Source organism: Natronobacterium haloterrestre, from assembly GCF_900112205.1.
GTDB lineage: Archaea > Halobacteriota > Halobacteria > Halobacteriales > Natrialbaceae > Natronobacterium > Natronobacterium haloterrestre.
In genome coordinates this window covers 502,347-529,200 of the sequence record NZ_FOKW01000002.1, presented here as the reverse complement: position 1 = coordinate 529,200, position 26,854 = coordinate 502,347, and the positions used below count along the sequence as shown (strand labels likewise).

Genomic DNA, 26,854 nt, shown 5'->3' with positions numbered 1-26,854 from the left:
CGAGGATATCGATTTCCATAGACAGAATCGAATTCCTCGGCTTCATCCTTCTAAGCTAGTGATATCGGCGGATTAGATCGCTATTCAACAGAGCAGACGAAACCGACACTCGCTTCGGATCGGGGTTCGTCGACGCGCTCGCGGCGGTCGACGCGGCCGGCGACCACGCCCGCGTTTCCGGAACCGTCGCGGACGCGACCACGGGCGACGCCCTCGAGGGCGCGACCGTCGAACTCGTCGCCGGGGACGGGACGACCGTCGAGACGAAAACGGACGCCGAGGGACGCTTCGAGCGGTACGGCCTCGAGCCAGGCGAGTACGAGGTCGCGGTCGAGAAGTCCGGGTACGAGAGCGCACGACAGTCACTCACCCTCGCGGCCGACGAGCGGGCCGACCTCGAGATCGACCTGGCGGGCGCGGGCGCGATCGACGCCCGTCTCGCGGACGCCCACTTCGAGACCGGGATCGGGAACGCGACGGTTCGCGCGAACGGGAGCCACGGAGCGTATCCGGGAGCGCACCTCGAGAGCAGTAACGGCACCTACCGGATCGCGGACGTCCCGGCGGGCGAGTCCTACGCGGTCGACCTCCGCGCGGAGGGATACGAGGACGCGACGCTGACAGTGTCGGTTCCCGAGAGCGGACCGGGAAAGGAGACGACGGTCGAGGAGTCGGTCACCCTGCAGGGTGACGCGACCCTCGAGGTGACCGTCGAACGCGAGGAGGGCGGGCCGATCCCGGACGCTACGGTCGTCCTCGAGCGCGACGACGGCGCGACGTTCGAACTCGACGAGCGGACGGACGAGGACGGTACGGTGGCGACGCCGATCCCGGGCACCCGCGACGCCTACACGGTCGAAGCCGCCGCGGAGGGGTTCGTGACGACCGCCGTCGAGACCGAACCCCTCGAGAGCGGCGCGAGTGCGTCCGTGACCGTGACACTCTCCGAGTCGCTCCTCGCGGTTCCCGGCTTCGGTGGCGTCACAGCGGCGGTCGCGCTCGCGGTCGCGACGGTCGCCCTTCTGGCGAGGGGCCACCTCGGGCGGAAATAGCGCCGCGCGCACACGCAAAGATGACGCGACCGATACCCTCTTTTCAGCGCCGCGTCGATGGGTGGGTATGACTCACGATATCGCCGTCATCCCGGGCGACGGGATCGGCAAAGAGGTGACGCCCGCGGCCGTCGAGGTACTCGAGGCCCTCGAGATCGACTTCGAGTTTCACGAGGCCGAAGCGGGCGACGCAGTGCAGGCGGAGACCGGAGAGGCACTGCCCGAGGAGACCTACGACCTCGCGGCGTCGGCCGACGCGACGCTGTTCGGCGCGGCCGGGGACACCGCCGCGGACGTGATCCTCCCGCTTCGGGAGGCCGTCGACTCGTTCGTCAACGTGCGTCCGGCGACGGCCTACCCCGGCGTCGACGCGGTGCGACCCGAGACCGACCTGGTTTTCCTGCGGGAGAACACGGAGGGCGTCTACGCGGGCCACGAGGATCGGTTGAGCGACGACGTGTCGACGCTGACCCGCGTCGTCACGGAGTCGGCCTCGCGACGGCTCGCCGAGTTCGCCTGCGACTTCGTCGCTGACCGCGACGCCGACGGGTTCACCGTCGTCCACAAGGCCAACGTCATGCGGGAGACGGACGGCCGTTTCCGGGACGCCATCGCGGACGTCGCCGACGAACACGGCGTCGAAACCGACGAGGTGCTGATGGACGCCTTCGCGACGCGGGTCTGTCTGGACCCCGATCAGTTCGACGTCGTCGTCTGTCCCAACCTCGCCGGCGACGTGCTCTCGGACCTCGCTGCAGGACTGGTGGGTGGACTCGGGCTGTTGCCTTCGGCCAATATCGGGCCCGAGCGCGCGCTGTTCGAACCCGTCCACGGCACCGCACCCGACATCGCCGGCGAGGGGGTCGCCAACCCGGCCGCGACCATCCTCTCCGCGGCGATGCTCGTCGAGTACCTCGGCTACGACGAGGCAGGGATGGCCATCCGAGAGGCCGTCGAGACGACCCTCGAGGAGGGTCCCAGAACTCCCGACCTGGGCGGCGACGCCTCGACCGAAGACGTGACGGCGGCGATCGTCGACCGCCTGTAGTGCTCGATCGCTCCGCGAGGCTTTCGTTTTCGTCGTCGGCTCCGTTCTCGTGTGCGGGTTCGTTCGCGGCGGCTGAGCGTCCGAAATCGTCCGACAGAACCCGGTGCCGACCGACAGTCCGGGCGGCTCTGAGCGATCGGCTACAAATCCGGTGGTGTTCGATCAGAAACGATCAAAAAGGGCCGGATAAACAAATAAAAGCGATCAGAACACATGCTGTAACGAAGGAGACCACCCCATGTTACCGGAACAGCGGAAGCGAACGATCGTCGAACTCGTCTCGGATCGGGACGGCTGCTCGGTCGAGGAGTTAGCCGAGGAACTCGACGTCTCGAAGGCCACGATCCGGCGGGACCTCGACGACCTCGAGGAGGAACGACTCGTCGAACGCTCCCACGGCGGCGCGGTGCCCGTCACCGCGGTCGGCCGCGAGGAGACGTACGTCCAGAAGGAAGTCCAGAACCTGGATTCGAAGGTCGCTATCGGGTCCCGGGCCGCGACGGAGATCCACGACGGACAGGTCGTGTTCTTCGACTCCGGAACCACGACGATGCAGGTCGCCAGACAGGCACCGACCGACGCGTCGTTCATTCCGGTGACGAACTCGCCGTTGCTCGCGCTCGAGTTGGGAACCGAGGGCACCGAGGTCAAACTCACCGGCGGCACGCTCCGTCACCGGACCCGTGCGCTCGTCGGCCCGAGCGCGGAACAGTTCCTGGAACGGACGAACTTCGATCTCCTCTTTCTGGGGACGAACGCGATCGACGCCGACGGCGCGCTGACGACGCCGAACGAGGACGAGGCGAGCATGAAAGAACGCATGGTCGAACGGGCCGAACGGGTCGTGCTCGTCGCCGACCGGACCAAGTTCGGCGAGCGGAGTTTCGTCCAGTTCGCCTCCCTGGAGGACGTCGACGTCCTGGTGACCGACGCCGAGCCGACCGGCGACCTCGCGGAGGCGTGTACGGCCGCGGACGTGACCGTCGGCGTGGAGGTACCCGATGATCGCTAGCGTCACCCTCAACCCGGCGATCGACTACACGGTCGCCCTCTCGGAGCCGTTGACGTCCGGCGAGGTGGCCAGGGCGTCGGACCATCGCTACGACGCGGGAGGCAAGGGGATCAACGTCTCGAAGTACCTGGTCGAACTCGACGTCGGGACCGTCGCGACCGGCATCGCGGGCGGTTTCCTCGGCCGCTATCTGCTCGACGAACTCTCGAGCCAGGGGATCAGGGCCGATTTCGTCGAGATCGACGGGCAGACGCGACTGAACACGACGATTCTCGACGGCAGCGGGACCGAGAACGGCAACGGCGAGTACAAGATCAACCAGAACGGGCCGGAGGTGCCCGGCTTCGCCATCGACGAGGTCGTCGACGTCCTCCGCGCACACGAACCGGAGACGGTCGTCGTCGCGGGGAGCCTCCCCGTCGGACTCGGCCCCGAGACGATCGACCTCCTCGCCGAGGCCGGGCCCTGGGAGACGGTCGTCGACGTCGACGGGCCGACGCTCAGGGCGCTCGAGGAACCGTACGCACTCTGCAAGCCGAACGCGGAGGAACTCGCGGCCGCGACCGATCGGCGGATCGACGGGCCACGGTCCGCACTGACGGCCGCTCAAGAGCTTCGCGATACCGGGTTCGAGCGCGTGGTCGCGTCGCTGGGCGGCGACGGGGCGGTGATGGTGACTCCGGAACGGGAACTCTACGCGCCCGCACCGGACACCGAGGTCGTCGACACGGTCGGCGCGGGCGACGCACTCCTATCCGGCGTCCTCGCCTCGCGCGCCGCGGGCGAGCCGGACGCGGAGGCGCTCCGGTCGGGGATCGCCGTCGCGTCACGCGTCGTCTCGGTCTCGGGGACGCGTGCCCCCTCGCTGACCGGCGTTCGTGACGATCGCGAATCGATCTCGGTCTCGGCGTACTAGGCGGTTTTCGTTCGGACGAAAATACTGCGTCGAATATGCAGAAACAAACATATTCAAAAATATTTTTGCACTATGCTGTGATAGCTTCTCACAGGGGCAGACACCAATGAAAGACAATGCGGAAAGCCGACTGCGCACACACGTGACGTCGGTGAAGGAGGACCTGATGACCGGCGTATCGTTCATGATCCCGTTCGTGACGATCGGGGGGATCTTCCTCGCGCTGGGGTTCATGATCGCCGAACTCCCGTTCACCGCGGGTGATACGGAGACAGTCTTCGAGGAAACCGGGTCGCTCGCCTGGTACATGGCCGAGATCGGCGTCCTCGGGTTGACGATCATGATCCCCATACTGGGGGCGTACATCGCGTACGCGATCGCGGACAAACCCGGACTCGCACCCGGTTTCATCCTCTCGTACGCGATTCAGCAGGAACAGATCATCGAGGCAGCGGGGCAGATCGTCGGCTTCCAGGCCGACGGTGCCGTCGCCGGCTTCCTGGGAGCGATCGTCGCCGGTCTGCTGGCCGGGTACGTCGCACGCTGGATGAAGAACTGGTCGGTGCCGTCGTTCATCAAGCCGATGATGCCGGTGCTCGTCATCCCGGTGGTGACGACCGCGCTTCTCGCGCCGCTGGTCATCCTCGGACTCGGCGTGCCGATCGCCATCCTCGACGACGCGCTGACGACCATGCTGGAAGGCATGGAGGGATCGAACGCCATCCTGCTCGGACTCGTCCTGGGTGCGATGATGGCCTTCGACATGGGCGGTCCGGTCAACAAGGTCGCCTACGTCTTCGGCGTCGCGCTGATCGGCGAGGGCATCTACGAGCCGATGGCCGCGATCATGATCGCCGGTATGGTCCCGCCGCTGGGACTCGCGCTGTCGAACTTCATCGCGCCGCACAAGTACTCCGAGGAGATGTACGAGAACGCGAAAGCGGCCGTCCCGCTCGGTCTCTCCTTTATTACGGAGGGGGCCATTCCCTACGCCGCGGCCGATCCGCTGCGGGTCATTCCGTCGATCATGGCCGGTAGTGCGACCGCCGCCGCGACCGCCCTCTGGCTGGGCGTCACCATGCCCGCACCACACGGCGGCATCTTCGTGGTGATCCTCTCGAACCAGGCGCTGCTTTTCCTGGCCTGTCTCGCGCTCGGGACCCTGGTCACCGCGACGATCGTGACGCTGCTCAAGCCGGACTACGAGGACGCCGCGGTCACGACCGATACGGACACGGAGACCACCCAGCCAACCGACTGATCGACGACTCACCATCTATCCGACGATCGGCAACAGACAACTGACTCATACCTACCCACGTAATCCATGAATATGGACGAACCTTCCATCGACGCCGTACTGTCGCCCGAACTGATTACTCTCGAGGAGCCGCCCGCCGAGAAAGACGCCTGTATCGAGTTCATGCTCGACCGGGCCGTCGAGGCCGGACGGGTATCCGACCGCGAAACCGCGCTCGAGGCGCTGTTCGAACGCGAAGCCGAGACGACGACCGGCGTCGGGAAGGGGATCGGCATCCCGCACGCGAAAACCGACGCCGTCTCCCGGCCGACGATCGTGTTCGCGCGGTCGTCCGAGGGCGTCGACTTCGACGCGATGGACGGCGAGCCCGCAACCTTGCTGTTCATGCTGCTCGTCCCCGCCGAGGGCGGCGAGGAGCACCTCGAGTTGCTGAGCTCCCTCTCGCGGGCGCTGATGCACGACGAGGTCCGCGAGGACCTCCACGAGGCGGAGTCGAAGGCGGCGATCGAGGAGACGATAACGGAGGCGGTCGCGTGATGGATCGCGTCGTCACCGTCGTTCCCGAGGACGGCCTGCACGCGCGGCCGGCCGCGGAGTTCGTCGAGACGGCCGGCGAGTACGACGCCGACGTCCAGGTCGGCCCCGTCGACGGCGACCCGGTCGACGCCGCGAGCATGCTCGCGGTCACGAGCCTCGGCGTCGCCAGCGGCGACGACGTCGAACTCGTCGCGGAGGGGGAAGACGCCGAAGCGGCGCTCGACGCCCTCGAGGAGGTCCTCTCGACGCCGGAAGCCGAATCAGCGACCTGAGACCATGGGCACGAACGAAACCACGACGCGGACGTTCGACGGGACGGGGGTCGTGCCGCTGGCCGGCGTCGGAACCGTGATCTGGTACGATCCCGGCGCCGAACTGGAGCTCGGCGAGCCGCCGGAAGCCGAGGACGTCGATCCGTCGGCGGAACGCGAACGGTTCGCGGACGCCCGCGATAGCGCGCGGACGGAACTCGAGCGCGAGCGCGACCAGATCGCGGAGCGAGTCGGCGAGGAGGAGGCCGCCGTCTTCGACGCGCACCTCCAGTTCGTCGACGATCCGCAGATCACCGACGGCGTCGAGGACGCGATCGACGACGGGTTCCCCGCCGAACACGCGGTCGAGCGGGCCTTCGAGGAGCCGATCGAGCGGTTCGAAGGGATGGACGGCATGATGGCCGAGCGGGCCGACGACCTGCGGGACGTCCGCGACCGCCTCCTGCGGCTGCTGACCGGCGGCGACCGCGTCGACCTCGCGGCGCTGCCGGAGGGGTCGGTGTTGCTCGCCGACCGCCTCACCCCCAGCGACACCGCGCAACTCGATCCCGAGCGGGTGGCCGGGTTCGCGACCGCCGAGGGGGGCCGGACCTCCCACGCGGCGATCTTCGCCCGGTCGCTCGGCATTCCTGCGGTCGTCGGCGTCGGCGACGACCTCCGCTCGATCGACGCGGAGGCGTCCGTCCTCGTCGACGGCACCGAGGGCACGGTCGTCGTCGACCCCGACGAGGAGCAGCGCGAACGTGCCGCCGAGGGACGGGCCGTCGAGATCCGCGAGGACGCGGTGACCACCGCCGACGGCGAGCCGGTGGAAGTCGCCGCCAACGTCGGCACGCTGGCGGAACTGGACGGTGCGGTCCGCCAGGGGGCCGACGGGATCGGCCTCTTCCGGACCGAGTTCCTCTTTCTCGACCGGGAAGCGCCGCCGGACGAGGACGAACAGCTCGAGGTCTACGCGGAGGCGCTCGACGCCTTCCCCGACGGTCGAGTCGTCGTCCGGACGCTCGACATCGGCGGCGACAAACCGATCCCGTACCTCGACCTGCCCGAGGAGGAGAACCCGTTCCTCGGCGAACGGGGGATCCGCCGGTCGCTCGGGCCGGACAGGGACCTCTTCGAGACGCAACTCAGGGCCCTGCTCCGTGCGGGGGCCGTCGGCGAGGGGACGCTGTCGGTCATGTTCCCCATGATCGCGACGGTTCCCGAACTCGAGGCGGCGCTCGACCGGGTCGACGCGGTCGCCGACGACCTCGAGTCGGAGGGGGTCGCCTACGAGAAACCGGAACTCGGCCTGATGATCGAGACACCAAGCGCCGCGTTCCTGGCGGGCGAACTCGCCGAACGGGTCGACTTCCTCAGCATCGGGACGAACGACCTCACGCAGTACGTGATGGCGGCCGACCGCCAGAACGACCGCGACTCGGTCGCGGGCCTCCACGACCCGTGCGAGCCGGGCGTACTCCGGGCGATCGAACGGACGGTGGAGGCCGGCCACGCGGGCGACGCGTGGGTCGGGATGTGCGGCGAGATGGCCGGCGACCCCGACCTGACGGCACTGCTCGTCGGTCTCGGGCTAGACGAACTCAGCCTGAGCGCGGTCACGATCCCCGAGGTGAAAGCGACCGTCGCCGAACTCGAGACCGACGACGCGGAAGCGCTCGCCGACCGTGCCACGGAGGCGACCACGAGAACTACGGTCAGCGAACTCGTAGCCGACACCGATACAGACACATGAAATTCGTCGCAGTCACCGCATGTCCGACGGGTATCGCACACAGCCAGATGGCAGCCGAGAACTTAGAGCAGGTGGCCGAGGAGAACGGCCACGAGATCAAGGTCGAGGTCCAGGGCGCCATGGGCCAGGAGAACGAACTCTCGAGCGACGACGTCGCGGCGGCCGACGCCGCGATCATCGCCGCGGACACATCCGTCAGCCGGGATCGGTTCGAAGGTGTACCGGTCGTCAAGGGGACGGTGAAAGACGCCGTCAACGACGGGGGCGGCCTGCTGGAACGGGCGATCGAGGAGGCCGGCGGCGACGCGGACGTGACCGACGCTTCCACCGACGCCGCCGACTCGGAATCCCCCTCGAGTCAACCGGCGAAACGCGGCGGCGATCCGTCGAAGGGACTGTTCGCTCGTCTCAAACGGCTCTTCTCCTGAACCGCCCGGTCCGGAGATCCCTTTCGAACGCGAACCGTCGACCGCCGTTTTCGAACCGATAGCACAGCGACCACGGTCGACCCGGGCCCCGGTCGACGATCGAAGACGGGACTCGGCGGACTCGAACCCGAACCGACACTCGGCGTCGCAAGCGGTGAGGGGAGGAAACTACTGTTCCGAAAGCGTCGCCGCCACGCGGTCGATCGGCTCCGGGGAGCCCACGAAGACGGGAACCCGTTCGTGGAGCCCGTCCGGCGATCGCTCGAGCAGGGGGCCCTCGTCGTCGATCGCCCGGCCGCCGGCGGCTTCGACGACGTGGGCGATCGGGTTCGCCTCGTACTGGAGCCGCAGGACGCCGTCCGGGCGACGATCCGAACCCGGGTAACAGAGCACGCCGCCGTGTTCGAGCAACGCTGCGACGTCGGCGACGGCGGCACCGGAGTACCGGAGCCGTCGGGTCGCCCGCAGATCGTCGAGGCGTTCAAGCAGGGACGGCGGGAGGTCGGCTCGGCGACCCGAGAAGCCACAGATCTCCGCGTGTTCGTCAGCCTCGCCTTCGTCGCCGGTCTCGTGGGACGGTCCGTCGCCCTCCTCGAGACCAGCGTCGTCGGTTCCAGCCTCGTCCGCGGCGGGGAGCGAGACCGGACGCGGATCGGTCCGTTCCCCGTCGGCGACGGTGTACCTCGCCACGTCGTCGTCCGCCGCGACCGTCATCGCGACGTACGGCCCGAAGACGACGATGACGCTCGCCACCAGCTCCGTCCCAGGTGCCGGAAGCGTCGCGTCGGCGTCGTAGATCCCGAGCACCGCACCGACGGCGTTGTTCGAGGCGAGGTTTCCGGAGCCGTCGAGCGGATCGATCGCGATCCCGTATCCCGTCCCGCAGTCGCGCACCGCGGACCGTTCCTCGCTCGCGTACGCACCGACGGCCTCGAGGGGCTCGAGGGCCTCGCGGAACCGGTCGTCGAGCCAGCGGTCGGCCGTCGACTGGTCGTCGCCGGTCGGGTTCGCGGCGTTGGCCTCGGCCCCTGTCGTCGATCGGAACTCGCGTCGGTACAACTCCGGAAGGGCCGCGGCCGCGTCGGACGCGACGGTCGCCACCCGGTCCAGAACCCGCTCACAGTCGGGTCCGAGCCCGAGCGCGGCGGACGGCTCCCCGCCGGTCATAGCGCCCCGTCGGCCGAGGCCCCCTCGAAGATCACCTGCTCGAGGGCGTCGAGGATCCGCTCGGGGTCGTCGCGCTGCCAGACGTTTCGGCCGACGGCGAGGCCGCCGGCGCCCGCATCGATCGCCGCCTCGACGGTCGACAGGAACTCGTAGTCGCTCGTCTTCGAGCCGCCGCTGAGGACGACCCGGACGTCACCGGCGGCCTCGACCGCGTGTGCCAGCGCCTCGGGGCTGCGGGGATACTTCACCTTCACGAGGTCCGAGCCCAGCTCGAGGCCGATGCGTGCGGCGTAGGCGATGACCTCGGGTTTCCGATGTGCCTTGATCGCCTGCCCGCGCGGGTACGACCACATGGCCACCGGGAGGTCGTGGTCGCGCGCTCGCTCCTGGACCGCGCGGAACTCCTCGAACATCTCCGGCTCGCGGTTCGTACCGGGGTAGACCGTGTAGCCGATCGCGTCCGCGCCGACCTCGACCGCGCTTTCGACGGACCAGGTCCGGGGCGAGTACGGTTCGCCCTCCCACAGGCTCGAGGTGCCGTTACACTTCGCGAGCAGCGGGACGTCGTCTTCGTAGGACGGGTAGTAGGTCTCGGCTAGCCCCTTCTGGACCGCCAGCGCGGTGACCGCGTCGTGGGTCGCCATCTCGAAGACGGTCTCCGGATCGAGCCGCTCCTCGACGCCGTCGAACGCCGACGGCCCGTGCTCGAGGCCGTGGTCGTGGGCGAGAATCAGCGATTTGCCGTCCCGATCGATCGCGGTGTCGTCGAACGGTTGCATGGTTCGTGGTTTCCGGTGGCGTGATGAATTACTTTCGAATATGTTTGTTTCTGATCGTATTGTCTGGTTACTACTTCGGTTTACGCACAAACGTAAACGAGACGGGGGGCCGGCGGGACGTCAGCGACTGCAGTCACCACTGAAAGCTATTTTCGACGACGTGATAGGGAGTGGTATGGCTCGCGACGATACCCTCGCCGGCGTCGAGTCGCGGACGATCGAGACCGACCGCCTCGAGACCCACCTCCTCGAGTCGGGGTCGCCCGACGGCGACGGCGAACCGATCGTCTTCCTGCACGGTAACGTCTCCTCCTCACGCTTTTTCGAGGACGTACTCGTCGACCTCCCGAGCCGTCACTACGCGGTCGCACCCGACCTGCGCGGCTACGGCGACACCGAGACGAAACCCGTCGACGCGACGAACGGGCTTGGCGACTTCGAGGCCGACCTGCGGGCGCTGTTGCCGGAACTGGACCTCGAGCCCCCGCTGACGCTCGTCGGCTGGTCGAACGGCGGCGGGATCGCGATGCGGTACGCGATCGACAACCCCGAAGCGGTCCGACGGCTTGTCCTCGTCAACCCGCTGTCGCCGTACGGGTTCGGCGGCACGAAGGACCTCGAGGGGACGCCCTGTTTCGACGACTACGCGGGCTCGGGCGGCGGGATCGGCAACGACGAGTTCGTGGCCGGCCTCGCGAACCGCGACCGCGGGGAGGAAGGCGAGGCCAGCCCGCGGAAGATCCTCCGGACCTACTACGTCGACCCGACCCACGAGTTCGACGAGGAACGCGAGGAGTCGTACCTGACGGGGATGCTCGATACGGCCACCGGCGAGAAGAACTACCCGGGATCGGCGGTCGAGAGCGACAACTGGCCGGGGGTCGCCCCCGGCGAGACGGGCGTGAACAACGCGATCTCGCCGAAGTACTGCGATCTCTCGGCGATCACGGAGGTCGATCCCGAGGAGAAACCGCCCGTGCTGTGGATCCGCGGCGACTCGGACCAGATCGTCTCCAACGAGTCGCTTTTCGACCTCGGCACGCTCGGACGGATGGGACAGGTCCCCGACTGGCCCGGCGAGGACGTCTTCCCGCCGCAACCGATGGTCGACCAGACCCGTGCGGTCCTCGAGGAGTACGCGGACGTCGGCGGCGAGTTCGAGGAAGTCGTCTTCGACAACACCGGCCACGCCCCGCACGTCGAGGTCCCCAGCGACTTCATGCGGGAACTCCAGTCGGTGCTTTAGGCGATCTCGAGGTCTTCGCGGTCCGCGCCGGCGAGTTCGACCAGCGCGTCGGCCTCGAGCGGGTGACAGTCGCCGGGTACGACGAGCAGGTGCAACGGATCGCCGAACTCGCGGTCGGCGAGTTCGGTCATCGTGCCCGCCTCGACGAGCGGATCGGGGCTGCCGGCGCGGGCGACGACCACGCCCACCGTGTCGGGGTACTCCTCGGAGAGCAAGTCAGCGCCGACGTCGGCGGTCATGTACTCGTCGTCGTCGGTGAGTTCGTGGCCGACCTTGATGTCGAGGTAGACCACCGTGTGGAGGCCGTCCTCGCGGTTCGCCTCGAGCGTGTCCGTGACGCTCCCCGGGAGGCCGTCGGCCCCGTGGGCGTACGGGAACGGAAGGGTCGTCGCCTTGCCGAACCGGTAGTTCTGCAGCCCCGTGAGCGAACTGGCGGCCGTCTGGGCGGTGATCCCGTGGATCACGCGCGTCTCGATCCCGCGGTCGCGGGCCCGCAGGCGGAGGTCGACGTGTGTCGTCGAGATCATCGTATCGCCCGCCGTGAGGAAGGCGACGTCCTCGCTCGCGGCCGCCTCGAGCACGTCGTCGGGCTCCTGCTCGACGCCCGCGCGGTCCCGGACCTCGATCTCGACGCCGTGGTGGGCCTCGAGGTCCTCGATCGTCGTGCCGATCAGCTCGCTGGTGTAGAACTCGGCGTAGACGCGGTCGGCGTTTCGCAGCGCCTCCCGGCCCTCGACGGTGATCGAGCGTTCGTCGTAGAGGCCGAGGCCGATGAACGTGAGCATACCGGTGACTGGGGGCCGCGGTACTTCAGGTGACGGATTCGGTCCGTCGCCGGCCGGTCAAAACGAGATGTGGGAGGTCGAGTCCGGCCCGTCGTCCCCGTCTTCGCCGCCCCCGCCGGTCCCTCCCTTACGGAGGTAATCGAAGCCGTCGTCGGTCAGGTAGACCGTGCCGTCCTCGACCTCGACGTCGACGGAGGGCAGCGTCGTGTCCGCTGCGGGGCCGTTGTCGCAGTCGCCCGAACAGGTGTCGAACATCGAGCCGTGGCGGGGACAGATGAGTTCGCCGTTCCGGATCGGCGCGCCCCGTCCGGTGTCGAACGGCTGTGCCTCGTGGGTACAGCGGTTGATCCAGGCCGCCACGCCGTCCTCGCAGGGGACGAGGATGACCTCCTCGTCCTCGCCGTTCCGATCGCGTGCCGTGAACAGCCACGACCCCTCCTCGTGGACCGTCTCCACCGACGTGAGTCGCATCCGAGCGCCCATAGCGGTAGCTTCCGCTCGAGGCAAGAAAACGTTCCGCCGGGGCACCTCTCGAGTCGGGACCGCGGTGTATAGCGAACCCGGCGAAGCGGACCGGCCGAAACGTCACCGTTACGGCGTCCCGCCGGCGACTACCGGTATGGAAGTCCCGTGCGTCCGCGTGCCCCGCGAGGAGGGCGAGGAGACGCGTCACCGGCTCGCCGAGGAGGACCTGATCGACGACGACTACGAGATCGACGTCGAGGACGGCTCGCTGTACATTCCGGTTACCGATCCTGGAGCGGTCGACGACGACCTCGAGGTCGTCGCCCGGGCCGCCGAGGAACGCGACGATCAGGTCATGCCCGCCGACCTCCTCGAGTTCGATCCCTCCTACGAGCGCCTGGGGAAGGCCGTCCTGCTGGACGAGGACGACCCCGACCGCGCCGAGGCGATCGCGGACGCCGTCCTCGAGTCGGACCTGCCGGTCGAGACGGTGCTGAACAAGGCCTCGAAAGTCAAAGGCGAGACCCGCGTCCGGGACTGGGAACTGTTGGCCGGCGAGGACACCCAGGTCGTCCACCGCGAGTACGGTTGCGAGTTCGCCCTCGACCTCGCGGAGGTCTACTTCTCGCCGCGGCTCGCGACCGAACGGCACCGCGTCGTCGAACAAGTCGTCGCGGGCGAGCACGCGTTCGACATGTTCGCCGGCGTCGGCCCCTTCGTCGTCCCGTTCGCGAACCGCGGCGCGGAGGTCGTCGGCGTCGACGTCAACCCCGACGCGATCGAGTACCTCGAGGAGAACGCGCGGCGCAACGGGGTCGCGGACCGCGTGACCGCGATCAACGGCGACGTCCGCGAGGTGGCCGCCGGCGGGGAGTACGCGGACTGGGCCGACCGGATCGTCATGAACCTCCCCCACAGCGCCGACGAGTTCCTCGAGTCGGCGGTCCGGCTCGCGGGCGACGACTGCGTCCTCCACTACTACGACATCCAGCACGAGGACGACCCCTTCGGCCCGGGCGAGCGAGCGATCCGCGAGGCCGCCGAGCCGGAGTACGACGTGACCGTCGAAACCCGGCATACGGTCCGGTCGTACGCCCCACACGAGCTGAACGTCTGTCTGGACGTGCGACTCGAGCGGTAGCCCGGCAACCACGTAACGACGTCCCACGACGGATTCGATTCGCAACCCTTATTGCCCGTATCGGTCCTACGAATGAGTGCACGCGCCGGTGTAGCTCAGACTGGCAGAGCGAATCCTTCGTAAGGATTAGGTCGAGGGTTCAAATCCCTCCACCGGCTTGCTTTTGTGACGTATTTTCAGCAGGAGCGAAGCAACCCGTGACGGATTTGAACCAGACCACGAGTGAGCAACGCGACTAAAGTAGGCGTAGTTCACTCCCTCAACAGAGTTCGATCACATTCCGTCCGACTGGTCAGGCTATTGGGAGTGAGACGGGTTACTGTCCGTCAGTTCCGGCCCAACCTCCGCCCGAGTCGCGGTTGCGCCAGTACATCGGGACAGCAATCCGTTTGAGTTTGTGAAAGAGGGTGTTTCCAATGGTAGCAAGGAACTTCTGAACCTGAATACGCTGATAGTGTTTTACGTTCGCTGCGACGGATAGTCCACCCAAGAGAGGGTAGAGGATGGAAGAAGCGACCCACGAAGACGTCAAGCAAGCGATCCAGCAACTCGAGCGGGAGAAAGAAAGCGAAGAGACGGGCTTCGATTACGCTGACGATATCATCGTTGCGGACGGGTAGTGGCTCCGACCGCGAATAGCCGATCGAACTCATAGCCGAGGGAGATAGCCACAGGGCCCGCTTGGTGGGCTTCCGATGACCGGGGCAACGTAGTCCTGCTCAAGGAGCAAGCCGAGAGAGTCACCGTTCGTCATTCCTGTACGCGACAGTTATCCGCCCCAGCTATTCGGAGTTGCAAGGGGTGTTTAAGCTACTTCCGTTCCAACCTCCAGTTGTCATGTCGACATCCAACTATCGCCGAATCGACATCGACCTCGAGAGCGACCTCGGGATGGACGTTCCCCCCGGGGAGCCAGCCCGAGCGAGCCTGGAACTCGCCTACGAGGAGGACGGCGGCCGAACGGTCACGCTCGAGCACGGCGAAGACGAGTGGATCCTCGAGTTCGACGAAAACGGTCGGTGTGTCGATCGTGACCCGCCTGCCCGCCAGATGCCCGGCTGGGTGTCGGAAGCCGTCGAACTGGTCAAAGGCGAGCTTCGGTGACCACGATCTCACTCCTCGACGCCCGCGACCGTTTCGAGTTCACCCGCGGCGAGTGCTTCGTCGAGGAGTGCTCTCCGCTGTCGGTGATCTCGAGTCGCTCGCACACCTCGAGAACCCGATATTCGCCGTCGCTCGAGGCGACTCAGGAAAGGGGTGCCCGTAATGGAGTGGGTGATCGGGAAGCGTGGTGGTGGACGGGCACGTAATGGCAGGGTGTCACGTAGCGGACGGCATCAATCGGGAAACGAGTGATACCCCCAATCCCTGCCTGTTCGGCAATTACCCTGCTGTTGTAGTAAGTTTATTGGCCATTTGGGGGCCGCTCGCGACGACTGTCGGCGGTGAACCGTGGCCGAACCGTACGCTCGAGTACCGGCCCGTGTTCGGGAGGAAAGCCGCCGGCCGAATCCGGCGGCCGGTCGAACGATCTCGAACATCGTCACAGGGTAACGAGGAATCCGTGGTGGGCGTGTGACGGGTGTGGGCAGGGGTGGTCACGTCATGTGTCGGACGGATCGGTCACGCTGACTGAACCCCCAATCTCCCTGCCGGTTGTTGGTTGGAACCATCCGGTGGTAAAGCTACTGGCCAACGTGTACGAACGCTTCCGGGGAATCACCGTGCGTGGCGGTTGTGACTCGAACAATCGGATCGACACAGTGGTCGACCGCGAACCGACGGTCTACTCGTCGTCCATCAGGGTGACCACGGGGCAGTCGGCGTTCAACAGCACCTGCTGTGTCGTGTTTCCGAACAGTGCTTTACCCGTCGGCGAGAGCCGGCGGCCGCCGATGACCAGATACCGAGGCTCGAGCGACTCCGCCCGGGAGAGGATACTTTCGGTGACGTCCCCGACGCGCCCCTCCGGCTGGATCCTGTCGAGGTCGACGTCGTCGACGCTCTCGAGGACGATCTTCCTCGCGAACTCCTTGGCGCTGTCTTCCTCCTGGCTGATAGAGAGGCCCTGCATACCGGGAATTCCCTCCAGTGATTCTTTGTGTGCGGTATATTCCTCGTTCGGGATCGCGTGGAACGGGACGAGCGTGTCGTCGTAGGCCGCAGCGAGGTCGTAGGCGGTTTCGGCGACGTCTTTCGCGCGTTCGCTTTCGTCTACGGCAGCAAGTATTACCATATCGAGATACTGTCTTGCCTCCTACAAGTAGCTGTACCCTGTTCTCGTCGCCCTGGAAGCGGCCGAGGGACGTGATCGGACGAGAACGGGCAGTTGCAGGGCCGAGACATGGCAGCGCCGCTCTCGAGCGACCGGAGCGACCCTGGGAAAGAGGTAGCCGTCGGGCAACGCGCCACCTACCAGGGTCGGTGTTCAGTTGGTACTCCGGACACAAAAACTGTCGCTGGACAGTGTGCAAGCCAGTCAAAGGGCTGTGGGGACGGATCACGGGCTGACGTGGCGGGATCGGCCCTCGAGTTCGGCTGTCGACTCCCGTAGCCGTCGCCGGACGAACCTGCGTCTCCACTCGAGAACGCGGGAGAAACGAGGCCAGCGGTAGCTGGTAGGAGGATGGTGATGGTGATGGTGTGGTGGTTCCGCTACCGCCGGCAGCCGTATATCCCCGTCCGTCCGGATAAGTCAGTGGACGGGGGCAAACGACGGATACGGCGCTTCGAGGTCGAAGGCCGGCAGGCGACCGACGTCGGCGACTCCCGGCAAGCGCCGGCCAGTTCCTTTTCCGCCGGGTCAGGGAACTCACGCCCATGAGCGGTAACGATTCAGGTCGCGAGCGGGACCGAGACCGAGCACAGGACCGTGCCGAGCAGCGGAAATCGGCCCGTGCCGAACAGACCGAATCGATCCTCGAGGAGGTCGAGTCCCACCTCGGCGAACTCGAGTATCCGATCACCAGCGAGGAGATCGCCGCCGAGTACGGCAACGAGCCGATCGACATGCCAAACGAGACGGAGTCGCTGGGCAGCGTCTTCGACCGGCTCGCCGGCGAACAGTACGACTCGCCCGAAGAAGTACGTGAGGCGGTCTACGGCGAGATCACGGGCGAGGCCGGCGACCACCACGAGGCCAACCCCGAACGCGACCTGGGAGAACTCGACGAGGAAAAGCAGGGGTCGCTGGGCGAGAGCGGCAGCAGTACGTACTGACCGTTCGGACGACGGGGCGGTTTCCGCCCTCGAGTCAGTATTTCCCTCGCGAGCGGACGGGCCACAACCGCTCGCGGGCGGGCGGACAGTGATAGCAGAACCGATTTACGTTCCCATCGTCTTCGTTCGCGTATGGATTACGAATCGAGTCTCGACCGAGCGATGGAAGACGTCCCCGACATCGGGGGCGACGAACAGCGGTTACAGATCCCGGACGCCGAGGTGCAGAAAGACGGCGCGTTCACCCGGTTCAAGAACGTCGACGATATCGCCGACGTCCTTTCGCGCGAGACCGAGCACCTCCACCGGTTCATCCAGCGCGAACTCGGGACCAGCGGCAAACTCGACGACGGCCGTGCCCGGTACAACGGGACCTTCTCCCAGCAGGACTTCGACGCCGCCGTCGACGCCTACGTCGACGAGTACGTCCTGTGTTCGGAGTGTGGCCTCCCGGACACCCGCCTCGTCCGCGAGGACCGTACCCCGATGCTGCGCTGTGACGCCTGTGGGGCCTTCCGCCCGGTCACGAAACGCTCGACGAGCAGCGGGCAGGAACAGCAGGCAGAAGCCGTCGAAGAGGGCGAAACGTACACCGTCGAGATCACCGGCACCGGCCGCAAGGGCGACGGCGTCGCCGAGAAAGGCGAGTACACGATCTTCGTCCCCGGCGCGGAGGAAGGGGACGTGGTCGACATCTACATCAAGAACATCTCGGGCAACCTGGCGTTCGCGCGCCTGGACTGATCGGCCTGAGACGGACGGCGCCCCGCGCCGTCGGTCGGATTGCGGGTCCGGAATCGCGATCACGACTCGGTTCCTTTTCTCTCCACGGGTCGACCGCCGATCCGCGACCGACGACTCGCCGGGACCGCCGACTCACTGGCCCCGCTCGTACGACGGCAGTTCGACCCCCGGGAGACAGACGATCTTTCGTCGGTCACGTTCGTACCGACGGATCACGCCCTCCTCTTCCAGGTCCGAGAGGAGTCGACTGATCGTCGACGGCGACCAGCCGTAGGTCTCGACGAACCGCCGCTGAGGTACCCAGCCGTCGTTTTCCTCGAGGACGAGGCGAACGTACTCGGCCGGCGAGAGGCCGTACTCGAGGATTTCGCCGCGGCTGGTGGGAGCGCTCTCGGGGTCGAGCACGGCAGCGGTCCCGGCCGGAACTTCGGCGTCGTCGGTAGAATCGTCGGAGTTCGGGTCAGGGTCGGGGTCGGGATCGGGGTCGGGGTCCGGGTCAGTCCCATCCGAGGATTCGGCCGTGTCGGTTCCAGTGTCGTCGGGCCGTCCACCAGCACCGAGATAGTCCCCGAGACCGAGCCGTTTCACGAGACGCGCGAGGACCGACGCGACACCCACGGGACGGGACAACCTCGGTCGCAGTTCGGTCGAGCGGGCGGGCAGCGACAGTCGATCGAACATACGGGATACCACCCATGGCGTCCGGAAAGGGCTATGCACAAATCCGTCCAAAGGGGGCGGAGATCCGGCGGTCGCGAGCGGATCGAAAACCGGCAGTGCCCGGCACCGTCCTGAACGCTTTTGGTCCCCCTCCGTCCTCGTTACTCGTATGTCCACACAGCTTCCGGCCGAGGAGTTCCACCGGCGCCTCGAGTCAGTCCGCGACCGACTCGCCGAGACCGACGCCGACGCGGGCGTCTGGTTCGGCGCGACGAGCATCGAGTATCTCACCGGCTTCGACCACATCCAGACCGAACGGCCCGTAGTCCTCGCGGTCACCGACGAACGGGTCGAGATCACGGTCCCGCGACTCGAGGTCGAACGCGTCGAGCCGAACCCGCGGATCGACGCCGTCCACCACTACCGGGACTACCCCGGTGGCGAGCCGATCCGGACTGCAGTCGGGATGCTCGAGGACCTCGGCGCGGAGAGCGTTGCGGCCGACGCTGACGGCGCACCGGGGACGATGGGCTACCAGGGGCCGGCGCTGTCGGAGTTCCTCGAGGTCGAGAGCCAGAACTGGGTGAGCCGAATGCGCTGGGAGAAATCCGACGCCGAACTGGACCTGATCCGCGAATCGGCCAAGTGGGCCAACCTCGGACACCGCTACCTCGCGGACCACACCGAGCCCGGGGCCCACCCGGCGACGGTGAGCCAGCGCGCGTCGATGGAGGCCTCGCGGGCGATGCTCGACACCCTCGGTGACCAGTACGTCGCGCGCACCCGTGGCGACGGGCCGGTCCATGCGGGCTACATCACGGGCGAGCAGACCCGGCTTCCGCACGGCCATACCGCGAACCGGCGGCTCGAGGAGGGCGACGTCCTCGTGACTGGCGCGAGCGCGAACGTCGACGGCTACTACTCCGAACTCGAGCGGACGATGTTCGTCGGCGAACCGAGCGACGAGCAGGTCCACTACTTCGAACTCATGAAGGAGGCCCAGGAGATCGCGATCGACGAACTCGGGCCGGGGGTCCCGATCGCGGCCGTCGACCGCGCGGTCGAGGCGTACTTCGAGGAGCAGGGCGTCGCCGACCTCGCCCAGCACCACGTCGGCCACAACATCGGCATGGGCGGCCACGAGCCGCCGTACATCGACGAGGGCTGGGGCGACCACTGCGAGAGCGAACACACGGAGTACGACGAGGAGGACGCCCTGATGCAACCCGGCCACGTCTGGACGATCGAACCGGGCATCTACACCGACACCTACGGCTACCGCCACTCCGATACGATCGCCGTCACCGAGGACGGGATCGAGTGGCTCACCTACTATCCGCGCGACCTCGAGTCGAACGTCGTTCGCCTCGAGTAACGCGAATCGACCCTCGCAGTTCGCCGGCGGCGGACCGGGGCGAACCGCGAACCTAAAGTTCAGTTGCGCTAGTCACACGTACGTGGCAGTTTCGTTCGATCTCTTCGGCACGCTCGTGTCCGCCGACACTCCCGACGATCCCGCCGCGGCCGTCGCCGACGCCCTGGCGGACCGCGGCGTCGACGTCCCGGACGACTGGAGCGACGCCTACCGCGAACCCCACGTCGACGCGCCCGAGGGTGCCGAGGTGCCGCTGCACGCCCACGTCGCCCGCGCGCTCGCGAGTCGGGGCGTCCACCCTTCCGGCAACGTCCCGCGGCGGGCGGTCGTCTCGGCGTTCGACCCCGCCGTCGAAACCCGGGACGGCGCGCGGGAGGCTCTCGAGGCCGCCCGGGAGCACGGCCCCGTCGCCCTCTGTTCGAACTGCAGCGTCCCCGAACTCGTCGGCCGGACGCTCGTCAGGTCCGACTTCTCGCGCGACGACTTCGACGCCGTCGTCTCGAGCGTCGCCTGTGGCTGGCGCAAACCGTCTCCGGAGATCTTCGAGCAGACGGCGGACGAACTCGGCGTCGCCCCCGAGGAATTGATCCACGTCGGCGACGACCCGCGAACCGACGGCGGGATCGAGGGAGTCGGCGGCCGGGCGATCGTCCTGGAGGAGACGCCGCTCGCGGCGGTTCCCGACCGACTCGCGGAGCTGCTCGAGGATGACTCGAGCGGGGGGGCGGGGTGACGCGGCCGTGACGGTGACGACGGTCGTGGTCGCGTTCGCGCTCGCGTTCGTCCTCGATCCGCTGGTCGGGGAGCCGCCGACCGCCGCCCATCCGGTCGCCTGGTTCGGGAAGCTCGTGGGTGCGCTCGACCGGGAGTGGACCGACTCGCCGACCGGCCAGCGACTGGTCGGCGTCGGGATCGCGCTGTTCGCGCCGCTGGTTCCCGCGGCCGTCGCCGCCGGTGTCGTCCTGGGGGCGGGCCGGTTCCACCCGCTCGCCGGCGCGGCCGTCGCCGGCCTCGTCCTCTTTACCGCGACCAGCCTGCGCTCGCTGCTCGAGTTGACCGGGGAAGTCCTCGCGGCCACGGAGGGCGGGGCCGAGGCCGAGGGTGACCTCGAGACCGCGCGGGAACGCGTTCGCGGACTGGTCGGCCGGGACACGTCGGCGCTCTCGCCGGCGGAACTCCGGAGCGCCGCGGTCGAGAGCGCCGCGGAGAACCTCTCCGACGGCCTGATCGCGACCCTGCTCCCCTTCGCCGTCCTCGCGCCGCTGTCGCTGCCCGCGGCGGCCGCGGCAGCCGCGTGGGTCAAGGGCGTCAACACGCTCGACTCGATGCTCGGCTACCCGTCGAAGCCGATCGGCACGGCGAGCGCCCGCCTCGACGACCTCGTCATGTGGGTCCCGGCCCGGGTTACCGCGGCCGCGATCGCCGTCGCCGGGGCCGACCCGCTCGCCGTCGCTCGCGCTCGAGCGGACGCCCGCCGGCCGGCCTCGCCCAACTCCGGGTGGCCGATGGCAACCCTCGCTCACGTCCTCGAGGTTCGGCTGCGAAAACGCGACGCGTACGACCTGCACGCCGAGGCCGATCTGCCGACGCTCGAGGACGGCCGGCGGGCCGTCGCGCTCGTCCGGCGGGCAGCGCTCGTCGCGGTGCTGGTCGCCGTCGCCCTCGCCGTGGCGGTCGGTGTGGCGCTCGCGGCCGGCCTGGAACCGGGAGCGGCGCTGCCGGAGGTGGGTCGCCCGTGATCCGCCGCTGGATCGGCGCGGTCCGGGGCGCGCTGGGCTTCCTGACGCGCCTGCCGGTCCCCCACCGGGACGGCGACTGGGAGTCCTTCCGGACGACGCCCGCGGCCTTCCCTATCGTCGGTCTCGCGGCAGGCGTGCTCGCGGCCGTCCCGCTGCTCGCCGCCGGACGGCTCGCCGGACCGACCGTCGCGCTTGGCTACCTGCTGGCCGTCTACGCCGTGACTGGGATCCACCACCTCGACGGCGTCGCGGACCTGGGCGACGCCCTCGTCGTCCACGGCGGCCGCGAGCGCCGCCGCGAGGTGCTGAAGGACACCACGACCGGCGTCGGGGCCGTCCTCGCCGTGGCGCTGGTCGTCGTCGCGCTCGGCCTCGGCGCGCTCGGCCTCGCGGGCCTCCCCGCGACGGCCGCCGTCGGCGTCGCGATCGGCGCCGAGGTCGGGACGAAACTCGGGATGACCGCGATGGCCTGTTTCGGCGCGGCGAGCTACGAGGGGATGGGCCGGCAGTTCACGGAGGGCTCGAGTCCCAGTGCGTTCGTCCTTCCGGCGGGCGTCGTCCTCGCGGCCGCGGCGCTTGGCTGGCCCCGGCCCGGCGCGATCGCCGTCCCGGCCGCGGTCGCCGGCATCTCCCTCCCCTGGTACTGGGCGACCCGGAACCTGGGCGGCATCAACGGCGATATCTTCGGCGCGGCCAACGAGATCGGACGCGTCGCCGGCGTCCACGCGGGGGTGATCGCGTGGACGCTCTTGTGATGTGCGGCGGGAAGGGGACCCGCCTCGAGAGCCGCCACGAGAAGCCCCTGCACCCGATCGCGGGGGAGCCCATGATCGACCGCGTCGTCGCCGCGCTGGCCGAAAGCGAGATCGAGACGATCCACGCCGCGGTCTCGCCGAACGCCCCCGGGACGCGAGCCCACCTCGAGGACGACGACCGCGCCCGGACCGTGGAGACGCCCGGCGACGGCTACGTGGCGGACCTCCTCGCGGCCCTGGAGACGCCCGAGGTCTCCGCGCCGGTACTGTCGGTCGCGGCCGACCTGCCGCTGCTCGCGCCCGGGGCCGTCGACCGCGTCCTCGCAGTCCACGAGGGCGACGGCTCGCTGACGGTCCCCGTGCCCGTCGCGCTCAAGCGGCGGCTCGGCGTCGGCGTCGATTCGCGACTCGAGGCGGCGCCGCACCTCGCGCCGACCGGGGTCAACGGTGTCGGCGATGCCGATTCGGACTCGAACTCGACCTCGACCTCGAACACGAATTCGAACCAGAACGATACCATGCACGTCAGCTACGACCCCCGACTCGCGGTCAACGTGAACCGGCTCGAAGACGCCCGCGTCGCCGAATCCCTCCTCGAGGAGGGGTTCGACCGGGAGGTGCGCTGAGATGCGCGTCCTCCTCGCTGCCGGGACGACCGAGACGGCCCTGATCGACGGCATCAGCGCCGCCGGCGCGTCGCCGGAGCTGATGGCCCACACGCCGCCCGCCGACGCCGAGATCCTCGAGTACGGCCGGCCGACGGCCGCGCCCGTGACGCCCGTGAGCCCGAGCGGCTGTCCGACGCCGGCAGCGATCACCCGGGCCGTCCGCGAGGTCGTCGGCTTCGACGCGACCGTGATCGACGCCGGCCTCGCCGAGCCGACCGGGGCGGCGACCGTCGACCTCGGCGTCGATCCGGGGGCCGACATCCGCGAACCGGCGGCCGTGCCGGACGCCGCGGCGATCTACGACCGCGCACACGGTTTCGGCTCGAGCCTGCCGGACGACCGGATAGTGATCGGCGAGACGGTTCCCGGCGGAACGACGACCGCCCTCGCCGCCCTCACGGCCCTCGGCGAGCCCGCGACCGTCTCCTCCTCGCTGCCCGAGAACCCGATCGACCGCAAACGGCGGGTCGTCGACGAGGCTCTGTCCGCCAGCGACCTCGTGGCCGGCGATTGCGAGGGGGACCCGCTCGCGGCGATCCGAGCCGTCGGCGACCCCGTGCAGCCGACGGTCGCCGGGATCGCGACCGGTGCCGCCGAATCCGGTGCCGACGTGACGCTTGCCGGCGGCACACAGATGGTCGCCGTCGCGGCGCTGCTCCGGCACGCGGGCGTCGACGCGACGCTTACGGTCGCGACGACCTCGTTCGTCGCCGAGTCGGCCGACGGCCTCGAGGGGACCTGCGATCGCCTCGACTGTGACCTGACCGTGACCGATCCCGGTTTCGACCGGCGCGAGCACAGGGCGATGGAGCGGTACTGCGCCGGTGAGGCCAAGGAGGGCGTCGCGATGGGCGGGGCGCTCTCGCTGGTCCCGGAAGGGCGGATGCCGGCGGTTCGAGACCGGGTCGAGACGGTGTGCTCGCGGCTGGGGATCGGTGAAGGCGACGAAAACAAAAACGGAGACGAGGCGAACGGTCGCACCGGCCAGGGTGACCGATTCGGACGTGATGATCGGTTCGAACGTGACGACCGATTCGGACGTGATGATCGGTTCGAACGTGACGACCGATTCGAACGTGACGACCGGTTCGAACGTGACGACCGATTCGAACGCGACAGCCCGACCCGGGACGATCCGGAGGAACGATCGTGAACCCCGACGCAATGGGCCGTGTCGAGCGGGTTCCCCACGGCGGCGAACCCGACCGCGACCTGCTCGACTTCTCGGCCAACACCAATCCCCGAACGCCGGACGGCGTCCGGGACGTCTACGCGGACGCCTTCGAGGACGCGCGTCGCTACCCCGACGACGACTACCCCGACTTCCGCGCGGCCGCGGCCGCGTTCGTCGGCTGCGAGCCCGAGCACGTGATCCCGACGGCAGGCGGGCTGGCGGCGATCCGGCTGGCCCTCGAGTGCGAACTCGAGCCCGGCGACGCGGCGCTGGTTCCCTACCCGAGTTTCGGCGAGTACGCCCGGGAAATCCGGTTGCAGGGCGCCAGCCCGCAGTTCGTCCGCTCCGACGACCTGCTCGAGGTCCGCACTCCCCTGCTCGAGGGTATCGACCTCGCGGTCGTCTGCACGCCGAACAACCCGACCGGCGAGGCTGCCGACCCGGACGCCCTCGCCGCACTTGCCGATCGCTGTGCGGACGCCGGAACGACGCTGCTGGTCGACGAGGCGTTCCTCGGGTTCACCGAGTTGCCGTCGGCCGCGACGTTCACCGGCGACCACGTCATCGTCGCCCGCTCGCTCACCAAACTGTTCGGGCTGCCCGGGCTGCGGGCCGGCTTCGCGGTCGCCCGCGGCGAGCGCAGGGACGCCCTCGAGACGGCCAGGCGCGCCTGGTCGCTGGGGACGCCGGCAGCCCGGGTCGGCGCGTACTGCCTGCGTCAGGCGGATTTCGTCGCCGAGACCCGCGAGCGGGTCGCCCGCGAGCGCGACCGACTGACCCGCGCCCTGGAGGGACGGTTCGACGTCGTCCCCTCCGACGCCCCGTATCTGCTGTGTGACGTCGGCGATCGGTCGGTCGGAAACCTGCTCGCGTCGACCCGCGAGCAGGGGGTCGCCGTCCGCGACGCGCGGACGTTCCGCGGCCTGGACTCGCATATCCGGGTCGCGGTCAAGGATCGGGCGGCGAACGATCGTTTGCTCGAGGCGCTCGGCGTCGGCGACGAGGAGGAAGAGAACCGATGACCGGGGAACCGGACCCCGACGCGCTCGAGGCCGACTACGAGGCGATCCGGCGCGACGGGGTGTTGCGGGTTACCCGGTCCGGGACGGACGCGCCGACGGAGTGGCTCTCGACCGGGTGGCACGGCGGCCGGAAACGCGCCGACTGCGCGTACAACGTCTCCGTCCCCGAGGGATGGGAGCGGACCGACCTCGAGCGCTACGTCGGCGAACGGCTGGACCGCGCGGGGGTCGACGCGCCGGACGCCGCGGATCGCGGTCCCGTCCTGCTCACCGGCGTCGACATGGCGGACGCCCGCGGGGCCCGCTGTGGGCCGGTCACCGCCTACGCGACCGCCGGCATCTCGAACCCGGCGGCGCTGCCCATCGGCGAGGCCCTCGAGGCGAGCGAGTCGGATCCCGACGGGGAGTCGCTGCCCGACCCGCTCGAGGCCCGCACCGAGTCGCCGGAGCCGGGAACGGTCAACGTCCTCGTCGGGACCACGCGAACGCTCGCCCCCGGCGCGCTGGCGAACCTGGTCGCGGTCGCCGCGGAGGCGAAGGCCGCGACGTTGCTCGCCGAAGCCGGGTTCCCGGGGACGACGACCGACGCGGTCGTCGTCGGCCACGATCCGACCGGCGACCCACGGTCGTTCTCCGGCAGCGCCACCGAGGTCGGCGCGGCGACGCGGGCCTGCGTCCGCGAGGCCGTCGGCGCGTCGCTCGAGGCCCACTACGCGGACCGGGACGAGACGCTTCCGGACTCGAGCGAGGACGCGATTTACGGCGTCTCGACGGACGCCCGGGCGGCCGTGTTTCGACCGAACGCGGAAGAGCCGCCGGGAGCGGAGCCCGACATCTCGGGCGACCGGTCGTAGCTCCGCCCTTCCCGCCCCGGCCGTGCGCGCCAATTATACCCATCCAACCACAACCTCTCGGCGATGGCCGACGACGACCCGTCCGCGATCCAGTCGATCGCTATCTCCCCCGACGACGCCGTCGACGCCTACGTCTACACGCGGGAGAATCCCGGCGAAGCCGTCCTCCGGATCACGCCGCCGTTCCACGGCCGCATGCGGGCCCGGATCCACGTTTACCGGGTCGACGACGCACACGTCACCGGCGCGGTCCACGTGTCGGCGGCCGAGGTGATCGAAGACGACGTCCTCGAGGAGTACCCCCAACTCGAGGGGGAACTCGAGTCGGTCGACGACGCGGAGGCCGAGCGGCTCCGCAAGCGCCACGCGGAGGCCGTCGAGGAGTGGCAGGAGCGGGCGGCCGAAGCGATCGTCGACGCCGTCGCACTCGAGGTCGACGGCGAGCGCCGCGAGGTCGAGGTCAAGCCGCTCGGTTGATCCGTCCCCTGGGTCCCGGCCGAGACCCGACGCGTTCTCGCACTTTCACTTTCACTCCGGACGGATCGGTTTGACGTACTGTCCGCCGAATCGAACGGTATGGCACTCATCGTAGACGCGACCGGCGATCCGAACGCGGCCGACGACCGACCCGCGGACGTCGACGGGAACGCCGACCCGGACCGGCGACGGATCGACGTCACCGATCTCCGCGCCGACGGCATCGAGGAGTTCGTCGCGGAGAGCGTCGACACCGACCGCGTCTCCCTCGAGCACCGCGGCCACCGGACGTACCTGGTTCTCGAGGAGTAACCGGAAGACTG

General features: G+C 68.7%; 31 protein-coding genes, 1 tRNA gene and 1 pseudogene. 26 read left to right on the top strand and 7 right to left on the bottom strand.

Annotated elements, in window-relative coordinates:
- Positions 1 to 71: 71 nt before the first annotated feature.
- Positions 72 to 350 (top strand): annotated as a pseudogene (locus BM113_RS22610) (carboxypeptidase-like regulatory domain-containing protein); the annotation flags it as partial.
- Positions 351 to 362: 12 nt separating this feature from the next.
- On the opposite strand, the gene BM113_RS22605 reads toward BM113_RS22610, so the two are convergent.
- Positions 363 to 500 carry a hypothetical protein gene (locus BM113_RS22605; RefSeq protein ID WP_245757989.1) on the bottom strand — a complete coding sequence of 46 codons (138 nt, stop codon included), beginning with the start codon at positions 498 to 500 and terminating at the stop codon, positions 363 to 365.
- A 123-nt stretch (positions 501 to 623) separates the two neighbouring features.
- Here BM113_RS22605 and BM113_RS22600 point away from each other — a divergent pair, with 123 nt between their 5' ends.
- The 9 genes from BM113_RS22600 to BM113_RS06580 all read left to right on the top strand — a co-directional run bounded on the left by BM113_RS22600 (position 624) and on the right by BM113_RS06580 (position 8,261).
- Positions 624 to 1,052, top strand: a complete 429-nt coding sequence (locus BM113_RS22600; RefSeq protein ID WP_245757988.1) for a carboxypeptidase-like regulatory domain-containing protein — start codon at positions 624 to 626, stop codon at positions 1,050 to 1,052.
- 67 nt (positions 1,053 to 1,119) lie between these two features.
- Entirely contained in the window at positions 1,120 to 2,100 is a 981-nt protein-coding gene (locus BM113_RS06615) for an isocitrate/isopropylmalate dehydrogenase family protein (protein WP_089786424.1), read from the top strand.
- Positions 2,101 to 2,338: 238 nt separating this feature from the next.
- A complete protein-coding gene (gene glpR / locus BM113_RS06610; protein ID WP_089786422.1) occupies positions 2,339 to 3,112 on the top strand; it encodes an HTH-type transcriptional regulator GlpR in 774 nt (257 codons plus the stop codon).
- Positions 3,102 to 4,028, top strand: a complete 927-nt coding sequence (pfkB, locus tag BM113_RS06605) for a 1-phosphofructokinase (protein WP_089786421.1) — start codon at positions 3,102 to 3,104, stop codon at positions 4,026 to 4,028. The genes glpR and pfkB overlap by 11 nt, the downstream gene beginning before the upstream one ends.
- A 106-nt stretch (positions 4,029 to 4,134) precedes the next feature.
- Positions 4,135 to 5,289, top strand: coding sequence for a PTS fructose transporter subunit IIC (locus BM113_RS06600; RefSeq protein ID WP_089786418.1), 1,155 nt, complete (start codon positions 4,135 to 4,137; stop codon positions 5,287 to 5,289).
- Positions 5,290 to 5,361: 72 nt separating this feature from the next.
- Positions 5,362 to 5,826, top strand: a complete 465-nt coding sequence (locus tag BM113_RS06595) for a PTS sugar transporter subunit IIA (protein ID WP_089786416.1) — start codon at positions 5,362 to 5,364, stop codon at positions 5,824 to 5,826.
- A complete protein-coding gene (ptsH1, locus tag BM113_RS06590) occupies positions 5,826 to 6,098 on the top strand; it encodes a phosphocarrier protein HPr (RefSeq protein ID WP_089786415.1) in 273 nt (90 codons plus the stop codon). The genes BM113_RS06595 and ptsH1 overlap by 1 nt, the downstream gene beginning before the upstream one ends.
- A gap of 4 nt (positions 6,099 to 6,102) precedes the next feature.
- The gene (gene ptsP / locus BM113_RS06585; RefSeq protein WP_089786413.1) at positions 6,103 to 7,833 is read left to right on the top strand and encodes a phosphoenolpyruvate--protein phosphotransferase; all 1,731 of its coding nucleotides are present in this window, start codon (positions 6,103 to 6,105) and stop codon (positions 7,831 to 7,833) included.
- Positions 7,830 to 8,261 carry a PTS fructose transporter subunit IIB gene (locus BM113_RS06580; RefSeq protein WP_089786412.1) on the top strand — a complete coding sequence of 144 codons (432 nt, stop codon included), beginning with the start codon at positions 7,830 to 7,832 and terminating at the stop codon, positions 8,259 to 8,261. The genes ptsP and BM113_RS06580 overlap by 4 nt, the downstream gene beginning before the upstream one ends.
- 168 nt (positions 8,262 to 8,429) lie before the next feature.
- Here BM113_RS06580 and BM113_RS06575 read toward each other — a convergent pair whose 3' ends face one another.
- Entirely contained in the window at positions 8,430 to 9,428 is a 999-nt protein-coding gene (locus BM113_RS06575) for an FIG domain-containing protein (protein ID WP_089786410.1), read from the bottom strand.
- Positions 9,425 to 10,207, bottom strand: a complete 783-nt coding sequence (locus BM113_RS06570) for a class I fructose-bisphosphate aldolase (RefSeq protein ID WP_089786408.1) — start codon at positions 10,205 to 10,207, stop codon at positions 9,425 to 9,427. Before BM113_RS06570 ends, BM113_RS06575 begins: the two co-directional genes overlap by 4 nt.
- 175 nt (positions 10,208 to 10,382) lie before the next feature.
- Here BM113_RS06570 and BM113_RS06565 point away from each other — a divergent pair, with 175 nt between their 5' ends.
- Complete coding sequence (locus BM113_RS06565; RefSeq protein WP_089786407.1) at positions 10,383 to 11,453, top strand: alpha/beta hydrolase; 1,071 nt, start codon at positions 10,383 to 10,385, stop codon at positions 11,451 to 11,453.
- Here BM113_RS06565 and dph5 read toward each other — a convergent pair.
- A complete protein-coding gene (gene dph5, locus BM113_RS06560) occupies positions 11,450 to 12,238 on the bottom strand; it encodes a diphthine synthase (protein ID WP_089786405.1) in 789 nt (262 codons plus the stop codon). The genes BM113_RS06565 and dph5 overlap by 4 nt on opposite strands.
- A 57-nt stretch (positions 12,239 to 12,295) precedes the next feature.
- On the bottom strand, positions 12,296 to 12,721 hold the full coding sequence (locus tag BM113_RS06555; RefSeq protein ID WP_089786403.1) for a Rieske (2Fe-2S) protein: 426 nt from the start codon (positions 12,719 to 12,721) through the stop codon (positions 12,296 to 12,298).
- Between the two features lie 136 nt (positions 12,722 to 12,857).
- On the opposite strand from BM113_RS06555, the gene BM113_RS06550 reads away from it, so the two are divergent.
- The 3 genes from BM113_RS06550 (at position 12,858) to BM113_RS06540 (ending at position 14,948) form a co-directional block, all read left to right on the top strand.
- Positions 12,858 to 13,844 (top strand): class I SAM-dependent methyltransferase, encoded by a 987-nt coding sequence (locus BM113_RS06550; protein ID WP_089786402.1) that lies wholly within the window; start codon positions 12,858 to 12,860, stop codon positions 13,842 to 13,844.
- Positions 13,845 to 13,928: 84 nt separating this feature from the next.
- A tRNA-Thr gene (locus tag BM113_RS06545) sits at positions 13,929 to 14,002 on the top strand.
- A gap of 679 nt (positions 14,003 to 14,681) precedes the next feature.
- Positions 14,682 to 14,948 carry a hypothetical protein gene (locus BM113_RS06540; protein WP_089786401.1) on the top strand — a complete coding sequence of 89 codons (267 nt, stop codon included), beginning with the start codon at positions 14,682 to 14,684 and terminating at the stop codon, positions 14,946 to 14,948.
- 682 nt (positions 14,949 to 15,630) lie between these two features.
- Here BM113_RS06540 and BM113_RS06535 read toward each other — a convergent pair.
- Positions 15,631 to 16,080 carry a universal stress protein gene (locus BM113_RS06535; protein ID WP_089786399.1) on the bottom strand — a complete coding sequence of 150 codons (450 nt, stop codon included), beginning with the start codon at positions 16,078 to 16,080 and terminating at the stop codon, positions 15,631 to 15,633.
- A gap of 584 nt (positions 16,081 to 16,664) precedes the next feature.
- Here BM113_RS06535 and BM113_RS06530 point away from each other — a divergent pair.
- Positions 16,665 to 17,063, top strand: coding sequence for a DUF5789 family protein (locus tag BM113_RS06530; protein WP_089786397.1), 399 nt, complete (start codon positions 16,665 to 16,667; stop codon positions 17,061 to 17,063).
- Positions 17,064 to 17,195: 132 nt separating this feature from the next.
- Positions 17,196 to 17,807 carry a translation initiation factor IF-2 subunit beta gene (locus BM113_RS06525; RefSeq protein ID WP_089786395.1) on the top strand — a complete coding sequence of 204 codons (612 nt, stop codon included), beginning with the start codon at positions 17,196 to 17,198 and terminating at the stop codon, positions 17,805 to 17,807.
- Between the two features lie 132 nt (positions 17,808 to 17,939).
- Here the strand turns inward: BM113_RS06525 and BM113_RS06520 are convergent, their stop codons facing one another.
- A complete protein-coding gene (locus BM113_RS06520; protein ID WP_089786393.1) occupies positions 17,940 to 18,488 on the bottom strand; it encodes a helix-turn-helix transcriptional regulator in 549 nt (182 codons plus the stop codon).
- A gap of 148 nt (positions 18,489 to 18,636) precedes the next feature.
- Here BM113_RS06520 and BM113_RS06515 point away from each other — a divergent pair, with 148 nt between their 5' ends.
- The 10 genes from BM113_RS06515 to BM113_RS06470 all read left to right on the top strand — a co-directional run bounded on the left by BM113_RS06515 (position 18,637) and on the right by BM113_RS06470 (position 26,843).
- Positions 18,637 to 19,842: a M24 family metallopeptidase gene (locus BM113_RS06515; protein WP_089786392.1), complete on the top strand. Its 1,206-nt coding sequence runs from the start codon at positions 18,637 to 18,639 to the stop codon at positions 19,840 to 19,842.
- A gap of 82 nt (positions 19,843 to 19,924) precedes the next feature.
- Positions 19,925 to 20,575 (top strand): HAD family hydrolase, encoded by a 651-nt coding sequence (locus BM113_RS06510; protein WP_089786390.1) that lies wholly within the window; start codon positions 19,925 to 19,927, stop codon positions 20,573 to 20,575.
- Complete coding sequence (gene cbiB / locus BM113_RS06505) at positions 20,550 to 21,581, top strand: adenosylcobinamide-phosphate synthase CbiB (RefSeq protein ID WP_089786388.1); 1,032 nt, start codon at positions 20,550 to 20,552, stop codon at positions 21,579 to 21,581. The genes BM113_RS06510 and cbiB overlap by 26 nt, the downstream gene beginning before the upstream one ends.
- The gene (gene cobS / locus BM113_RS06500; RefSeq protein WP_089786386.1) at positions 21,578 to 22,336 is read left to right on the top strand and encodes an adenosylcobinamide-GDP ribazoletransferase; all 759 of its coding nucleotides are present in this window, start codon (positions 21,578 to 21,580) and stop codon (positions 22,334 to 22,336) included. The genes cbiB and cobS overlap by 4 nt, the downstream gene beginning before the upstream one ends.
- Entirely contained in the window at positions 22,336 to 22,962 is a 627-nt protein-coding gene (locus BM113_RS06495; protein WP_089786385.1) for an NTP transferase domain-containing protein, read from the top strand. The genes cobS and BM113_RS06495 overlap by 1 nt, the downstream gene beginning before the upstream one ends.
- Before the next feature lies 1 nt (position 22,963).
- Positions 22,964 to 24,157: a nicotinate mononucleotide-dependent phosphoribosyltransferase CobT gene (cobT, locus tag BM113_RS06490; RefSeq protein WP_089786383.1), complete on the top strand. Its 1,194-nt coding sequence runs from the start codon at positions 22,964 to 22,966 to the stop codon at positions 24,155 to 24,157.
- Positions 24,154 to 25,200: a threonine-phosphate decarboxylase CobD gene (gene cobD, locus BM113_RS06485; protein WP_177209109.1), complete on the top strand. Its 1,047-nt coding sequence runs from the start codon at positions 24,154 to 24,156 to the stop codon at positions 25,198 to 25,200. Before cobT ends, cobD begins: the two co-directional genes overlap by 4 nt.
- Positions 25,197 to 26,054: an adenosylcobinamide amidohydrolase gene (locus tag BM113_RS06480; RefSeq protein WP_089786379.1), complete on the top strand. Its 858-nt coding sequence runs from the start codon at positions 25,197 to 25,199 to the stop codon at positions 26,052 to 26,054. Before cobD ends, BM113_RS06480 begins: the two co-directional genes overlap by 4 nt.
- Positions 26,055 to 26,117: 63 nt before the next feature.
- Entirely contained in the window at positions 26,118 to 26,531 is a 414-nt protein-coding gene (locus BM113_RS06475; protein WP_089786377.1) for a DUF8009 family protein, read from the top strand.
- Positions 26,532 to 26,630: 99 nt separating this feature from the next.
- Complete coding sequence (locus BM113_RS06470) at positions 26,631 to 26,843, top strand: hypothetical protein (protein WP_089786376.1); 213 nt, start codon at positions 26,631 to 26,633, stop codon at positions 26,841 to 26,843.
- Positions 26,844 to 26,854 lie beyond the last annotated feature (11 nt).

Coding starts and splice junctions, on each gene's coding strand:
- BM113_RS06615 (WP_089786424.1), top strand. CDS start 1,120: ATGACTCACGATATCGCCGTCATCCCGGGCGACGGGATCGGCAAAGAG.
- glpR (WP_089786422.1), top strand. CDS start 2,339: ATGTTACCGGAACAGCGGAAGCGAACGATCGTCGAACTCGTCTCGGAT.
- pfkB (WP_089786421.1), top strand. CDS start 3,102: ATGATCGCTAGCGTCACCCTCAACCCGGCGATCGACTACACGGTCGCC.
- BM113_RS06600 (WP_089786418.1), top strand. CDS start 4,135: ATGAAAGACAATGCGGAAAGCCGACTGCGCACACACGTGACGTCGGTG.
- BM113_RS06595 (WP_089786416.1), top strand. CDS start 5,362: ATGGACGAACCTTCCATCGACGCCGTACTGTCGCCCGAACTGATTACT.
- ptsH1 (WP_089786415.1), top strand. CDS start 5,826: ATGGATCGCGTCGTCACCGTCGTTCCCGAGGACGGCCTGCACGCGCGG.
- ptsP (WP_089786413.1), top strand. CDS start 6,103: ATGGGCACGAACGAAACCACGACGCGGACGTTCGACGGGACGGGGGTC.
- BM113_RS06580 (WP_089786412.1), top strand. CDS start 7,830: ATGAAATTCGTCGCAGTCACCGCATGTCCGACGGGTATCGCACACAGC.
- BM113_RS06575 (WP_089786410.1), bottom strand. CDS start 9,428: ATGACCGGCGGGGAGCCGTCCGCCGCGCTCGGGCTCGGACCCGACTGT.
- BM113_RS06570 (WP_089786408.1), bottom strand. CDS start 10,207: ATGCAACCGTTCGACGACACCGCGATCGATCGGGACGGCAAATCGCTG.
- BM113_RS06565 (WP_089786407.1), top strand. CDS start 10,383: ATGGCTCGCGACGATACCCTCGCCGGCGTCGAGTCGCGGACGATCGAG.
- dph5 (WP_089786405.1), bottom strand. CDS start 12,238: ATGCTCACGTTCATCGGCCTCGGCCTCTACGACGAACGCTCGATCACC.
- BM113_RS06555 (WP_089786403.1), bottom strand. CDS start 12,721: ATGGGCGCTCGGATGCGACTCACGTCGGTGGAGACGGTCCACGAGGAG.
- BM113_RS06550 (WP_089786402.1), top strand. CDS start 12,858: ATGGAAGTCCCGTGCGTCCGCGTGCCCCGCGAGGAGGGCGAGGAGACG.
- BM113_RS06540 (WP_089786401.1), top strand. CDS start 14,682: ATGTCGACATCCAACTATCGCCGAATCGACATCGACCTCGAGAGCGAC.
- BM113_RS06535 (WP_089786399.1), bottom strand. CDS start 16,080: ATGGTAATACTTGCTGCCGTAGACGAAAGCGAACGCGCGAAAGACGTC.
- BM113_RS06530 (WP_089786397.1), top strand. CDS start 16,665: ATGAGCGGTAACGATTCAGGTCGCGAGCGGGACCGAGACCGAGCACAG.
- BM113_RS06525 (WP_089786395.1), top strand. CDS start 17,196: ATGGATTACGAATCGAGTCTCGACCGAGCGATGGAAGACGTCCCCGAC.
- BM113_RS06520 (WP_089786393.1), bottom strand. CDS start 18,488: ATGTTCGATCGACTGTCGCTGCCCGCCCGCTCGACCGAACTGCGACCG.
- BM113_RS06515 (WP_089786392.1), top strand. CDS start 18,637: ATGTCCACACAGCTTCCGGCCGAGGAGTTCCACCGGCGCCTCGAGTCA.
- cbiB (WP_089786388.1), top strand. CDS start 20,550: ATGACTCGAGCGGGGGGGCGGGGTGACGCGGCCGTGACGGTGACGACG.
- BM113_RS06495 (WP_089786385.1), top strand. CDS start 22,336: ATGTGCGGCGGGAAGGGGACCCGCCTCGAGAGCCGCCACGAGAAGCCC.
- cobT (WP_089786383.1), top strand. CDS start 22,964: ATGCGCGTCCTCCTCGCTGCCGGGACGACCGAGACGGCCCTGATCGAC.
- BM113_RS06480 (WP_089786379.1), top strand. CDS start 25,197: ATGACCGGGGAACCGGACCCCGACGCGCTCGAGGCCGACTACGAGGCG.
- BM113_RS06475 (WP_089786377.1), top strand. CDS start 26,118: ATGGCCGACGACGACCCGTCCGCGATCCAGTCGATCGCTATCTCCCCC.
- BM113_RS06470 (WP_089786376.1), top strand. CDS start 26,631: ATGGCACTCATCGTAGACGCGACCGGCGATCCGAACGCGGCCGACGAC.